Annotated in this window: 12 protein-coding genes and 1 pseudogene; 8 read left to right on the top strand and 5 right to left on the bottom strand. The window is 63.3% G+C overall.

The window, feature by feature from the left end:
- Positions 1-52: 52 nt before the first annotated feature.
- From ACVWY6_RS10055 to ACVWY6_RS10045, 3 genes are read right to left on the bottom strand one after another with little or no spacing between them, the layout of a single operon-like run.
- Positions 53-1063 carry a T3SS effector HopA1 family protein gene (locus tag ACVWY6_RS10055; RefSeq protein WP_457537735.1) on the bottom strand — a complete coding sequence of 337 codons (1011 nt, stop codon included), beginning with the start codon at positions 1061-1063 and terminating at the stop codon, positions 53-55.
- Positions 1060-2154 (bottom strand): phosphotransferase, encoded by a 1095-nt coding sequence (locus ACVWY6_RS10050; RefSeq protein WP_081729641.1) that lies wholly within the window; start codon positions 2152-2154, stop codon positions 1060-1062. Before ACVWY6_RS10050 ends, ACVWY6_RS10055 begins: the two co-directional genes overlap by 4 nt.
- Positions 2151-2891 (bottom strand): class I SAM-dependent methyltransferase, encoded by a 741-nt coding sequence (locus ACVWY6_RS10045; RefSeq protein ID WP_457537733.1) that lies wholly within the window; start codon positions 2889-2891, stop codon positions 2151-2153. The genes ACVWY6_RS10050 and ACVWY6_RS10045 overlap by 4 nt, the downstream gene beginning before the upstream one ends.
- Before the next feature lie 495 nt (positions 2892-3386).
- On the opposite strand from ACVWY6_RS10045, the gene ACVWY6_RS10040 reads away from it, so the two are divergent.
- On the top strand, positions 3387-4580 hold the full coding sequence (locus ACVWY6_RS10040; RefSeq protein ID WP_457537731.1) for an alpha/beta fold hydrolase: 1194 nt from the start codon (positions 3387-3389) through the stop codon (positions 4578-4580).
- Positions 4581-4702: 122 nt separating this feature from the next.
- Here the strand turns inward: ACVWY6_RS10040 and ACVWY6_RS10035 are convergent, their stop codons facing one another.
- On the bottom strand, positions 4703-6205 hold the full coding sequence (locus ACVWY6_RS10035) for an MDR family MFS transporter (protein ID WP_457537730.1): 1503 nt from the start codon (positions 6203-6205) through the stop codon (positions 4703-4705).
- Positions 6206-6308: 103 nt separating this feature from the next.
- Here ACVWY6_RS10035 and ACVWY6_RS10030 point away from each other — a divergent pair, with 103 nt between their 5' ends.
- From ACVWY6_RS10030 to ACVWY6_RS10010, 5 genes and pseudogenes are all read left to right on the top strand, one after another.
- On the top strand, positions 6309-6926 hold the full coding sequence (locus ACVWY6_RS10030; protein WP_457537728.1) for a TetR family transcriptional regulator: 618 nt from the start codon (positions 6309-6311) through the stop codon (positions 6924-6926).
- Positions 6927-7050: 124 nt separating this feature from the next.
- Positions 7051-7799 (top strand): annotated as a pseudogene (locus ACVWY6_RS10025) (SDR family oxidoreductase).
- 76 nt (positions 7800-7875) lie between these two features.
- On the top strand, positions 7876-8337 hold the full coding sequence (locus ACVWY6_RS10020; protein ID WP_457537726.1) for an RrF2 family transcriptional regulator: 462 nt from the start codon (positions 7876-7878) through the stop codon (positions 8335-8337).
- Positions 8338-8471: 134 nt separating this feature from the next.
- Positions 8472-9020, top strand: coding sequence for a molybdenum cofactor biosysynthesis protein (locus ACVWY6_RS10015; RefSeq protein ID WP_457537724.1), 549 nt, complete (start codon positions 8472-8474; stop codon positions 9018-9020).
- 61 nt (positions 9021-9081) lie between these two features.
- The gene (locus ACVWY6_RS10010) at positions 9082-9861 is read left to right on the top strand and encodes an alpha/beta fold hydrolase (protein ID WP_457537723.1); all 780 of its coding nucleotides are present in this window, start codon (positions 9082-9084) and stop codon (positions 9859-9861) included.
- Positions 9862-9882: 21 nt separating this feature from the next.
- Here the strand turns inward: ACVWY6_RS10010 and ACVWY6_RS10005 are convergent, their stop codons facing one another.
- The gene (locus ACVWY6_RS10005; RefSeq protein WP_457537721.1) at positions 9883-10662 is read right to left on the bottom strand and encodes an SDR family oxidoreductase; all 780 of its coding nucleotides are present in this window, start codon (positions 10660-10662) and stop codon (positions 9883-9885) included.
- Between the two features lie 126 nt (positions 10663-10788).
- On the opposite strand from ACVWY6_RS10005, the gene ACVWY6_RS10000 reads away from it, so the two are divergent.
- A complete protein-coding gene (locus ACVWY6_RS10000) occupies positions 10789-11661 on the top strand; it encodes an LLM class F420-dependent oxidoreductase (protein WP_457537719.1) in 873 nt (290 codons plus the stop codon).
- Positions 11662-11963: 302 nt separating this feature from the next.
- Complete coding sequence (locus ACVWY6_RS09995) at positions 11964-13529, top strand: DUF222 domain-containing protein (protein ID WP_457537717.1); 1566 nt, start codon at positions 11964-11966, stop codon at positions 13527-13529.
- The last annotated feature ends 92 nt before the right edge of the window (positions 13530-13621 follow it).

The following is a 13621-nucleotide window of genomic DNA, read 5'->3' as shown; positions in this document are numbered from 1 at the left end:
GCAGATGCCCCTCGCCTGGCCGTGTGGCCAAGTCTTGGGGTTGGCGACGCCTCTAGTGCGCCGGCGAGTCGAGGTTGCGGTAGACCGCAGCAGGGTCGATGTTGGCCGTGATGAGCTGCCGTCGAACAGCTTTCGCGAGATCGGGTGCGGCGGTCAGCCCCTCGGCCACGATCGCTTTGGCAATGGTGTTGCTGCGGTGTTCTCCGAAGCTCGTCCCTCCACGTGGAGTCGAGATGTCGGCAGGCTCCCACGCCATCGATACGCCGTTGGTCAACTGACGGCAGAACAGTGAGCCCGGGGCGTGCGGCCGGTCGCTGCGGAGATGGTCCGCGATGTCGTCGACCGCGTGCCAGCTCTCGGACGGCAGGTACACCACCATGCCGTCGTTGCGCGGGAACCCCGAGCGCCGCGACACGATCTTGACACGCAACGGCAGGCGTCGCTCTTCGATCCATCTGGTGAACGATCCCCACACCTCGATGGCTTCTTCGGCGTCCCCGAGGTGGCGGTACAGGCGGAGCAGACGGGACGTGTGCCCGGCACCCGCCGTGGAGGTGTAGAACATGAACCCCAACGACAGTCGACTCTCCACCGAGGGCACCGCGGCCAGAACGGTGTGCTCGCCCTCTGACAGGATGGTGTTCGATTCGAAGAACACCCGAACGCCGTTGATCAACAACACAACTCCGGAGTCACCGGGAGCACGTTCGACGAGGGTCATCGTGGAAGCTCGATGTTTGACCGGCGTTGCCTCGTACAACCGCGACTCGAGTTCGGGATCTTCGAGAAGCGCAGGGATGAACTCACTGTCGCCGGCGCCGGCGGACATGCCGGCATGCAGGTTGCGGTAGAGATGCCCGCCGAGATCGCGCTGCAGCTCGGCCGGGGACTCGGCGCTGAGTTCGGTTCCGTCGAAAGTCACCTCGCAAGAACCGGATTCGGTAGCCGTCAGCGCACTTGTCCGCGCGATCAACCACCGGACCGCCTGATCGAGTTCGACGTGTGAGGTGCCGCCGGCCGGTTGTTCATGTCGTAGTTGTTCATGACGTTGCACTGTGGTCACGCCGCGACCCTCCCCTCGGTCATGCCGAGCGCCTCGGCGTAGTCGCCGCCGCCGAGAATGGCCTCGCGACCGATGCCTGCCAGCGCGCGATCGAGTGCAGACAACCGACCGAAGTAGGTTCCGGCCGCGAGCGCCCGATCGAACAGTTGCCAGCCGAAGTACTGAACACTTCGCGCAACGAACTCCGGGTCGGCCGCGTCGGCCCGCACCGCGCGGTACGCGTCCCATACCGCACGGGCACCCGGCGTCGCCTCGGCCAATGCAGCCGTACCCCGCTCGATGATCTCGGTGTCGGTGACCGATTCTTCGTCGCCACCGGCAAACGAGGCCAGGCTCTTTCGCATCCGATGGTAGAACACCTCGCCCATCAGAGCGCCGACGTCGCGGGCGCCGTCCTGGAGCCGGAAATCCTCCCAGTCGAGGATCCAGTTGGTCTCGCCGGCCAGCAGGATCTGGTCTCCGCGCAGATCTCCGTGGATGGGTACCGTCGGCGTCGGTGTGGTCGCGAGCTGGTTGAGCGCTGCTCGTAAACCTGGATCGGACTGGATGATTCGCCACATGTCGAGCTGGCCCATGGTGGACCCGTAGTACATCTGGATGGAGATGGCGTTCGGTCCGTGTGGTGGGAAGAACGGTGTGGTGTGGTCGGTCACCGAGGCATCGCGCACCGGCAGACAATGCAGTCCCGCGACGCATCGGCCGACACGCTCGAGGGTTGCGAAATCGATGTCGTCGTCTCGGAGCAGTTGACCCGCACTGACCCCGTTGTCGATGAACTCGTACACCACCGTGTGACTGTCGTTGTCGCGAGCGAGAAGTGCGGGCGTCGCAGTGTGAGCGGGTGCGTCGGACACGTCGATCGCATCGTGGAACGACACACTCCGGGTGTACCGGTCCACCGCGCCCAGTCCGGTCATCCGTTTGATGAACACGGTGTGCGAGCCCTCAAAGGTGATCTGGCCGCTGATGTTGCGGCCGAGCAGGGGTTTGACCTCAGTGATCTCATCGACATCTCGACCCAACTGCGGGATCACGTGCGCGATCGAGGAGAGGAGTTGCTTCTCTTGCCGCCGGAACACGGGTTTTGTCATGACGGCACGTCTTTGCGGTACAGCGACAGGCAGCGAGGGCTGTCGGGGCCGAAAGGTGTACTGCCCCAATCAGCCCAGCGCTCGGCCAATGTCAGACCCGCGTTGCGGGCGACGGCGTCCATCTCGTAGGGGAACAGGTATCTGAGGACGTGCGTGTAATTGAACTGTTCGCCATCTCGAAAGACGAGGTTCTGGGCGATGAGCAACTGCCGGCTCGGCTCGGCCACGTACTGCTCCAGCTGGGTGGTGGAGGCGTCGAGCTGGCGCATCTGCACGTCCGGTTGGCGAAGACCGTGGTAATGGTTGGGATTGAATGTCTCCACCAGGAAGAACCCGTCGTCAGCGAGATTGGCTGCGGCATTGGCGAATACCGCGACCTGCTCGTCCAGGGTCTTCGCGACGAACAGGGTGTTTATCATGAGCAAGACGGCATCGAATGTTCCTTCGACCCTCTCGGTGATGAAGTCTTGCTCCACCACCTTGACCCGCCCATCGACGTCTTTCTCCTTCAACTTCGCCAGCATTTCGCTGGAGACATCGAGGCCGGTAACCTCAAATCCTTTTTCTGCCAATGGCATTGCGATCCGGCCCGTCCCCACTCCGAATTCGAGAACTCGATTGCCCTTGGCCCGCGAGCTGACGAACTCACAAAATGTTGCGGTGTCATTGAAAAAGTCCGGGTACAGCAGATCGTAGATCTGTGCGATCCGGGCGGGATAGAGATCTTCTCCAGACATGCGAAAAACCCTCTCTCACACCGATTGTTGGCGTCTGCACCTGCGGTGACTCGTGACGGAAGTGCCGGTTCAACCTAGGCCTTGCTTCGTTCTCGCCGCGATCCACGTTATTGATGAACTACCCGGGCTTCAACGTAGATAACGCCCACACGGGCCAATTCAGGAGTTGTTCACATTGCATCCACGAGGGCTTTACCGCGGGCGGCGGCAACCGGACCGGCGTCTCACATATTCTTTATGACTTCGAGTAAATGCGAAGTATTCTTTACAATTGCGTGGAGCTGGTTCATCTCAAATTGCTTTATCGAATTACTTTCTTGCTAATCCAAATTGCTGGGCTGATCGGCGTTTGAATCCCGGTTCCATCGGCGCCTGCTGGACGCGTGGCCGCGGCTCGACGAGATCCACAACCGCGGGCCGGGAAGAGGCTCCAGCCGGGCCGACGGCTCGTCACTCGGGCCGGACGCTGGCCGTGGCCACGTAGACTGGTTGCAAATGATTAATGTCGAGCGTCATTCCATTAATCCAGTCACCGACTGGAGCGATGCTCGACGCGTGGCACACCTTCGATCGACCCGGCTCGGCAGCAATTGGCGACGGTTCGGCCGTCTGCGGCGCGGGGCTCTGCGTGTGGGGCTCTTGCTCATCGCGCTGTCGATCCTGTGTGCCCACTACTACGCGCTGGATGTGCAGCCCGAGCGCCAACGTCTGGCGATGACCCATCCTCGCCTCCATCACATCCACGACGCTCAGGATCCGCTCGAAAGCGGTACAGCGGTGGTCGACCTGGTCGGACTGGGAAATGTCGACGCCAGTGACACGGCGCGGGCCCTCCCGGCATTCATGGGCATCGGTCAGGTGTGGGCAGTGCAGTACGACAACGCCGGTCTGGACACAGCCGTCATCAGCCGGCTGGTCACCCAGCACGCCCGTCGGGCCGGCGTCAGCAGGATCGTCGTCGCGGGCCACAGCATGGGCGGCATCATCGCTCTGGAAGTCGCCGAGCACCTGTACGAGGACGGGGACCTCGAAGTCCGGGCGGTGGTACTCGACTGCACACCGATCGACCTCCACGCCGTGCGTGCGGAGAGCCGAGACGCAGGCGAAGACATGCTGCGCTGGATGGGGTGGGTTCCGGGTGCCCGCGAGAGCCGAGCTCTGCGCCTGGTGGTGGAGACCGCCGCGCGCAGAGATCGATACCTCTTCCGCCCGTCCGACGGGCATCCGCTGGTGGATACCGGGGAGCTCACCGGCGTGGTGAAAGAAGTGCTCCGCAAGAAATTGTTGTCCGACGATACGGCCAGCAACGGGTTGATCGAATCGCAATTCAAGGCAATTGTCGCCTCGGGTGCACAGAATGATTTACAGACCCTCACCACGGAGTCGGACGACCGTACTCCCCCGGCGATCATCTTCATGCGACCGGCATTCGGCGCAGACGACCCGGTGGTCGACGTCGACTACAGCCAACAGGTTCTGCTCGACGACATCGCCGGCACCGACGCGCGGCTTCTCGTGGTGCGGATGGCCGGGACCGGACACGCGAATCCCAAGCAGCAGCCGGGGATCTACAACGCTGCCATCGACACCAAGGTGGCGCCGTTCCTCGACCGGATGGACGAGAGGGCGGACGCCTCGGTGACGATGGTGCGGGACACCGACATCGCAGGGGCAGTCAGCTCACCGTGACGGTGGCCCTTTGACGCTAGAACCCACCGACGCAAAAAACCTCCGGCTCCTGCTTCATCCTCCGGTTGCAACCGGAGGATGAGACAGATGTCGGAGGTTCTTTGCGGGTGGTGCCGGCGGATCTACTCGGCGGCAGCATGCTCCGGCTTGACGTCGGCCTCGGCTGCCGCCGGTCGTTTCGCCGATCGGACCATCGTCGCGGCGAGGACGAGGACCACCGACATGATTCCACCGACGAGGAACGCGAGGTGGATACCGTCGGCGTTCGCGACGACCGCATTGCTGCCGTCGTCGAAGGACGACTGCGTGCCCCGCGTCATCAAGGTGATGAACAGGGCTGTACCCGCGGCGCCGGCGACCTGTTGAACGGTGCTCACGGTTGCACTGCCGTGCGAATACAGCTCCGGCGGAAGCGATCCCAGCGCCGATGTCATCAACGGGGTGAGACCGAAGGCGATTCCCGCGCTCAGGATCACATGCGCGATGATGACGGTGTACAGCTCCGATTCGGAGTCGAGGGTGGCCAGCAGCCACGTGCCCGCACTCATCGCGATCGCGCCCGGGAGCACCAGTGGCCGGGCACCCCACTTGTCGTAGAGACCACCCACCAGAGGTCCGAGCAGCCCCATCACCAGACCACCGGGCAACAGCACCAAACCGGTTGTCAGGACGTCTTTGTCGAGCACGTTCTGCAGGTACAGCGGCAACAGGATGAGGGCGCCGAACAACGTCAACATGAATCCGCCCATCAGGCCCACGGCCAGACGGAACGACCCGACCGCGAAGGTGCGCAGATCGAGCAGCGCGCGGCCCTTCTGGACGAGCTTGAGCTGGCGGGCGACGAACAGTGCCAGCGACACCACGCCGATGGTCAGCGGCAGCCACGGTGGCACTGGTGCGTGCCCGGACGCAGACTCACCGATGCTGCTCAGCCCGTAGACGATTCCACCGAATCCGAGGGCGGACAACGGAACAGAGATCACGTCGAGGTGAGCGGCCCGCGGTTCGGTGACATTGCGGACGAAGATCCCGCCCATGATGGTGACCGCCACGGCGATCGGCAGGACGATCCAGAACATCGCCCGCCAGCTCAGTGACTGGAGGATCAAACCGGACACGGTGGGTCCGATCGCCGGTGCCACCGAGATCACGATGGTCACCAAGCCCATCACCCGCCCGCGGGAGTGCTCGGGTACAACGGTCAGGATCGTGGTCATCAGCAGCGGGATCATGAGCGCCGTGCCCGAGGCCTGGATAACGCGCGCGACCATCAACAGCTCGAACCCGGGCGCCAACGCGGCGACCAGCGTTCCCACGGTGAACGCGGCCATCGCCGCTATGTAGACGGACCTGAGCGCGAAGCGCTGCAGGATGAACCCGGTGGTCGGGATCAGGATCGCCATGGTCAACAAGAAGCCGCTGGTCAACCACTGCGCCGTGGGCGCACTGATGTCGAGGTCCACCATCAGCGTCGGGAGTGCGACGCTCAGGATTGTTTCATTGAGGATCACCACGAAGGTCGCCACGAGCAGGAGGCTGATCAACAGCACACTGCCCGCGGGACTTCCGCCATCCTTCCGTGGCGACTCGGCGCCCACGGTCACGTTTTCGGTCACAGGTTTCATCCCCCACTAGTCCTTCACAACTCGTGCAGCATATACCAACTGTCAGTGACTGCCACATTGGCAGAGGGTGACGAAAAACCATTTGACAGCTAAGCTCCGCACCATGACAGCCCAGCCGCTCGCCGCGCCCGATCTGCGCACGCGACGTCGCACCGAGACTCGCTTGCAGATTCAGCAGGCCGCGCTGGACCTGTTCGAGCAGCAAGGCTTCGAGGTGACCACGGTCGACGAGATCGCGGCTTCCGCGGGTGTGTCGGCGCGGACCTTCTTCCGGTACTTCGCCACCAAAGAGGACTCAGTCCTGTTCGACATGTACGGCTTCGACGAGGCCTTGCGAGCCTGCGTCGCAGGCGCCGAACCCAGCCGATTTGAACTCGCAGATGTCGAACGGGCCTTCGAGGGCGTCATCGAGAGCATCCGCGAAGAGCAGGGCGAACTGGCAGCCACAATCCTGCGAATCCAGAAACTGGTGTCGGCCAATCCGTCGTTGAGCAAGGCGGCAATGGGCCGTTGCGCGGACTCGTCGCATCACCTACTCGCTCTGATCGACGACGACGGGACGCCCGGGCGGCGCTCACATATCCGGATGATCCTCGAGATAGCGCAGTTGGCCTTGCAATGCGCCTTTGACGAGTGGGTCAACTCGTGCGCTCCGAGCCTGCCCGACGCCGACTTGCTGACCATCTATCGCCAGGTGTGCGATCGCCTACGTCGGCTCTGAGGACCTGGCGGCCTCACCCTCCTCAACTTTTGCCCCTCGATCGGGTGAGCACACCGACCCTTGACTCGGACAGACTATATCTGAGTATACTCGGACAGTAAGTATCCGAGTAAAGGAGAGCGCCATGAAGATCGTCATTTTCGGTAAGGGACTCATCGGAAGCCAGGTCGCGACGAAGCTGGAGGAATCCGGACACGACGTCGTCGCGCTGGGACGTGAATCCGGCATCGACACCACAACCGGCACCGGACTACGCCAAGCCATGAAGGGCGCCGATGTGGTCATCGATCTCACGAACTCGCCGTCATGGGCCGACGACGACGTGATGGCATTCTTCCGCGACTCCACGGCGCATCTGCTCGCCGCCGAAGAGGCGGCCGGCGTCGGACACCACGTGATCCTGTCGATCGTGGGCGCTGACCGCGTACCCGACTCCGGCTACATGCGGGCGAAAGTTGCTCAAGAAGAGCTGGTCAAGGCCGGTCGAGTTCCATACTCGATCGTCCGATCCACCCAGTTCTTCGAATTCATCGCCGGTATCGCCGACGCCGGCGCAGAAGGCGGAACCGTGCATGCCACTCCTGCACATCTGCAGCCCATCGCCTCGCACGACGTGGTGAACCGAGTTGCGCAGGTCGCCACCGGCGCTGCGCTGTGCGCCACTGTTGAGATCGCGGGACCGCAGCCACTGGGCATCGATGAATTGGTTCGACGACTGTTCGCCGCCACCGGGGATACCCGAACCGTCCTATCCGACCCCGATGCCGGCTACTTCGGCGCCAAGCTCGACAATTCGTCCATCACCCCGACTCCCGGCGCGGACGCGGGATAGCGCCGACCACCCTGGACGAATGGCTCAAGACAAAGCTCTGAGGCGAGGACGGGGACGATCCACTGATCCCCCCGCCGCACGGGCTCAAGGTGCCTGGGCGTGGCTAGAGTCGGTGACATGAAGCTATCCGCCGGCGTGGAGTGGTCCCTTCACTGCTGCGTGGTGCTGGGACAGGCAAATGGTCCCGTACCCGCTGCTCGCTTGGCCGAGCTTCACGGTATCTCCAAGACCTACCTTGCAAAACACCTGCAGTCACTGGCCCGCGCCGGAATCGTTCACCCATCCGAAGGACGCGATGGAGGGTACGTCCTGACCCGCGGACCTCAGCACACCACCGTTCTCGATGTGGTGCAGGCGATCGACGGCAAAGAACCGGCTTTCCGATGTACCGAGATCCGGCAGCAGGGCATTCTGGCAGCTCCGCCGGAGGAGTGTCTGTCGGCTTGCGGGATCGCGAAGGTCATGGCACAGGCCGAACAGGCTTGGCGGTCAACACTTTCCACTGTCAGTATTGCCGATCTCGCGACGACGCTCGATGTCGATGCACTCAAGAAAGTGCTCGCAATGCCGGCCAGCTGACGCACAACCAATTCACGATCTCGCACCGCTGTGATGGGTCTCGGAGTCGTCGCCGTGTCGGTCCTGAGCTGATGACTGCAGGCTGATGTGGCGCCCCTCGAACAGCGGGGCGCCGCATATGCCACGGTGGTCACATGCTCTACGAATACCGCTTCGAGGTGGTGTCGTTTCTCGTCTCGCCAGCCCACGCGTACTTCGGTCGAGCGAAAGACGGACCTGCGGCGCACGTTGCCACCCAGACACCCGATGCCATCGAGATCGTGGCAGACAAGGGAATTCGCGGTGACCGCTTCTTCGGCGTCCGTGCCCATACCGAGGCAGCGGTGACCTTTCTGGCGCTCGAAGCGTGGGAGGCCGCGGCTGGTGGTGTCGACCCCGCCGTGGCCCGGCGCAACGTCATGGTGCGCGGCCTCGAACTCGATCCGCTGCGCGCTGAGGAGTTCGAGATCGACTCCGGTGACGGCCCGGTTCGGTTCCGTGGCGGCCGGCCCGCACATCCGTGTAGCTGGATGGATTCGATGGCCGGCGACGGCACCAGAAAAGCGCTCATCGGCCGGGGTGGGTTGCGTGCGCAGCCACTGACCTCCGGGATCCTCACCACGGGTCCCGCGATCATCCGATGCAACACGGAACTGGATCCTTCCCGGGCCGCCGATCAGGTGCGCCGGGCGCAACCGACCTGAGTGCGCTGCCATCCGGACGATGCCGTCCCGAACACCACCGGAGACGTGCCAGACTTCGCGCATGACGGAGAGCAAACCCGACCTGGTCCTACTCCACGGCGTGACGATGTCCGGATCGGCGTGGTCCGACGTGATCCCACTGTTGTCGCAGGCTCACCGGGTACATGCGCCCACCGCGCTCGGCCATCGCGGCGGTGCGCCCGCACCGGCCCGCCGACCGGTCACCCTCGGCGACATGGTCGACGATGCCGAGCGCATCCTCGATGATCTCGGACTCGACCGACCGCATCTGGCAGGCAACTCGATGGGCGGCTGGATGTCCATCGAATTGGCACGCCGCGGTCGCGCTGCAAGCGTTTGTGCGCTGTCTCCGGCAGGAATGTGGTCGATCGGGAGCGCAAGCCAGGATCACGCGGTTGCGCGGCTACGTCGCGAGGTAGCTCTGACAAGGGTCAGCAGGCCCATCGCCCCACTGGCACTGAAACTCGCAGCCGTGCGGCGAATTGCCATGCGCGACATCGCCTGGCGTGCGGATCGACTCACACCTGCCGCGGCTCTCACTGCGGCAGATGACCTTCTGGGGTGCGCGGTGACCGTCGACCTTCTCGGTACCCGCGAGCACCTCGAGCCGCTCGACCCCCTGCCGTGCCCGATCACTCTCGCGTGGGGGCAGCACGATCGGATCTTCCCTGTCGACGTCAACGGCGCCATCGCGCGGGATCGCATTCCGCAGGCCACGTTCACGGTGCTGACCGGCGTCGGCCACGTTCCGATGATCGACGACCCGGCTCTGGTGGCCGACACCATCATCGGCACCATCGGTGCAGCCCGTTCGAATTGAAGGATCCGGCCCGCACAGGCGCTACAGCGTTGTCGCCATTCCGCCGTCCACCGGTATCACTGTGCCGGTGAGATAGGAGCCCGCCCGGCTCGTCAGGTAGACGACGGCGCCGACCATGTCGTCCGGACGGCCGATCCGCCCCAATGGCGACGCGGCCTCGATCTCGGCGCGGAGGTCTTTGAGGATGGGCGCCATCATCCTCGACTCGAATGGTCCGGGCGCTATGGCGTTGACGGTCACGTGACGCTCGCTGAGATCGCGGGCCAGGTGGCGCGTGAGCTGATGTACGGCGGCCTTGCTCGCCGAATAGGAGTAGGAAGCCGTGCGCGGCACGCGAATTCCGTCGATGCTGCCGATCATGACGACCCGCGAAGGATCGTCTGCGGTGGCCGTTCGCTCCAGCATCGGAAGCAGGGCCTGCGTCAGCACAAACGGTGCCCGAACATTCAGATCCAGGACGCGGGACCATGCCGAGTCGGGGAACTCGTCCAACGGGGCACCCCACGTGGCGCCGGCGTTGTTGACCAGGATGTCCAGACCGTCCACCCGGTCGGCAACCTTCTCGGCCAGTTCACGACAGCCTTCTGTCGTCGAGAGATCGGCCTGGATCGCCATCAAGCCGCCGGCCTCGGCCGCTTCGAGAGCCGGCTGCTTTCGTCCTGCGATGACAACGCGTGCGCCGTGTTGATGCAGTCCGTGGGCGATCATCGCCCCTATACCGCTGGTACCGCCGGTGACCAGCGCAGTCTTGCCGGCGACGTCAAACAGGTTGCGGCTCATACCCTCAGTCACTTCAGTCATATCTTCAGGTTCTATCATCCGGGCGGGGCTTCGCGTGCCGCTTCGAGAGCCGCGGTGTCAGCAACGGCTCAGGGTAGGACTGTCAGTCCCTGACTAGGTCCCACGATCGCGGATACCGTGGCGACCATGGAACTCGGATTGCACATCGCGGACTTCACCTACCCTGCCGGGCCGTCCGGACTGGCGGACGATCTGGTCACCATCGCGCAAACAGCTGAGGCGCAGGGATTCGCCAAGCTCAGCGTGATGGACCACCTCTGGCAGATCGGCCCCGTCGGCCCTGTCGACACCGACATGCTCGAGGCCTACACGGCGCTCGGCTACCTGGCCGCGGTGACCGAGAAGGTCGACCTCCTCGCCTGGGTGACGGCCACCGTCTATCGCGAGCCCGGACTGCTCGCAAAAGCGGTCACGACTCTTGATGTGCTGTCCAAAGGTCGGGCCTATCTGGGCATCGGCGCGGCCTGGAACGAGGAGGAGTGCGTGGGTCTGGGCCTGCCGTTCCCGAGCACGGCCGAGCGGTTCGAGCGCCTCGAAGAGACCTTGCAGATCTGCCTTCAGATGTGGAGCGATGACAACGGGACCTACGACGGCAAGCACTACCATCTCGGAAGCACACTCAATGTGCCACAGGCGTTGCGCCGGCCTCACCCGCCGATCCTGATCGGCGGCAGCGGAGAGAAGAAGACCCTGCGGATGGTCGCCCAGTATGCACAGGCGTGCAACCTGTTCGGCGGACCCGATGTGGAACACAAGCTCAATGTGCTTCGCTCGCACTGTGAGTCACTGGGCACCGACTATGACGCGATCGAGAAAACCGTCATGTTGCCTCTCGACCCGGGGTCAGATGGCGCGAACGTCGACGAGCTGCTCGGCCAACTCAAACCACTGGCAGATCTGGGTGTCAGCCATGTCCACGGCTGGGTACCCGGAGTTGCCGAGATCACCCCACTGGAGATCCTCGGCGACCGCGTCATTCCCGTGATCGCAGACTGGTAGGGCGAGAACCCGATCCGGGTCGCGGGCATACAGACACTCAACGCAGACAAGGGCTTTTCTAGACCACCCGCAGTGACCCACTCGCCGAGTTTGCTCTCAGCCGGTACCATTCTGCGTTCAATTGATCAACGCAGCTTCTGTTGTAGCGCAGTAATTCTCGAGCACTAGAAGGGCGGGCTAGCGCAGTTTCAGGGGCAGCGTGCAGTGATTTACGGTCACCACCGGGTTCGAACATACATTCGACAAATTCGGATTCTATTGCTAGACTGAGGTATCGGGTTCGAGGGCTGGGGGGCTTGTCGATGAGTGATTCGGTGACGGTGGATCCACCGCCAAAGCCGGTGTTGGTGGGGTTGTATCGCGATCTCGATGCGGTGCTGCAGCGGATTGCTGGTGCGTCAGCAGCTGATGTTGATGATGTGCAGGTTGCTGAGTTGGTGCGGGTGAACGAGAGAGTTGTCCGGACACTGACCTTTCAGGGCCTCAAGCGGTTGCAGGAGGTGAATGATCGAGGCTTGTTTCGCAAGGCTGGTCATTCGACGTTGCATCGGTTTGTGATGAGTGAGTTGCGGGTGTCTCGTGGTGATGCCTCGTCGCGGTTGAAAGCACTCGATGCTGCCGGTGTGTTGTTGTCGATGCAGGGCGAGCCGCTGCCCCCGAAATGCCCGGCCGCCGCGGAAGCGTTGGCCGAGGGTGCGATTGGTTTGGCGCACATGGATGTGTTGCTCAAAGTCCGCGACAAAATCCCGCACAAATCTGCACCTGAAGTCTATGACGTGGTCGATGCCTGGCTGACCGACAACGCCCGCACCCTGGGCCCCAACGAACTTGAAGTGTGTGGACGGGAAGTGTTGGCGCGGGTTGATCCGGACGGATCACTCACCGACGACGCCGACCGCAAACGCAACCGGGGCCTATCTGACGGTCCTCAAGGGTTGGACATGATGAGCAAGATCACCGGCAACCTGGACCCGGCGACGTTGGCGCTGTTTCGAACGGTGATGGATGTATGGGCCGCACCCGGGATGAACAATCCTGATGATCCGAACTCACCCATCGGCGCCGCAGACGACCCGGCCATGGACCCAGCAATCCTCGAAGCCGCGGCCGAGCGGGACACCCGTTCGCGTGCCCAACGTCAGCACGATGCATTCAAAGCAATCCTGAAGACCATCCTCGAGTACAAACTGCTCGGTAGCTCCCACCGCGGCCTGCCAGTGCAGGTGATCATCACGATGACCAAGCAGCAACTTGATGAGGCCGCGGGAATCGCCCGCACCGCTTCCGGTGTTGATCTGCCGGTCAAGGATGCGCTGGAATTGGCGGCGCGGTCGGACAAATCACTCGCGGTGTTCGCCAACCACTCCGCCGACGTCCTCTACTTCGCACGCGCCAAACGCACCGCCCAACAAGGCCAGCGGATGGCGTTGTTCGCCAAAGACCGAGGCTGCACCAGCCCGGGCTGCCGTAACCCGATCTCCTGGACCGAAATTCATCACACCACTGCCTGGGCCGACGGCGGCTTGACTGACATCGACGTGCTGGCCCCGGCGTGCATTCCGCATCACGCGATGATCGGGCCCGGCGAGGATCAGTGGCAGACGGTGATGGTCACCGACGGCCCCGATACGGGCCGGGTGGCGTGGATCCCACCGAAGTACATCGACCCCGACCAACAACCACGCATCAACCGGGCCCACCACACCGACCACACCATCGAAACGGCCTGGCAGAAAATCATCACCGAACGCCAAGCGTCACTCAACGAACGCCAACAACGGATGCAGCTCCAGCAACACAACCGGGCCGAGGCGATCGCGGACTCAGACGACGCCGCCGAAGACTCGGCAGAACAGGTCGAGGAATAGCGGCCACCGATAACCCCGGCTCTCCTGTGATCTCGGGCGCTTCGCGCTGGGATCTTGTACACGGCTGTCGTGCACAGACTCAGAACTCACCC

The sequence above is a fragment of the Williamsia sp. R60 genome, from assembly GCF_054063855.1.
The sequence above is the reverse complement of the archived record's forward strand: the minus strand, read 5'-3'. Positions and strand labels throughout refer to the sequence as shown.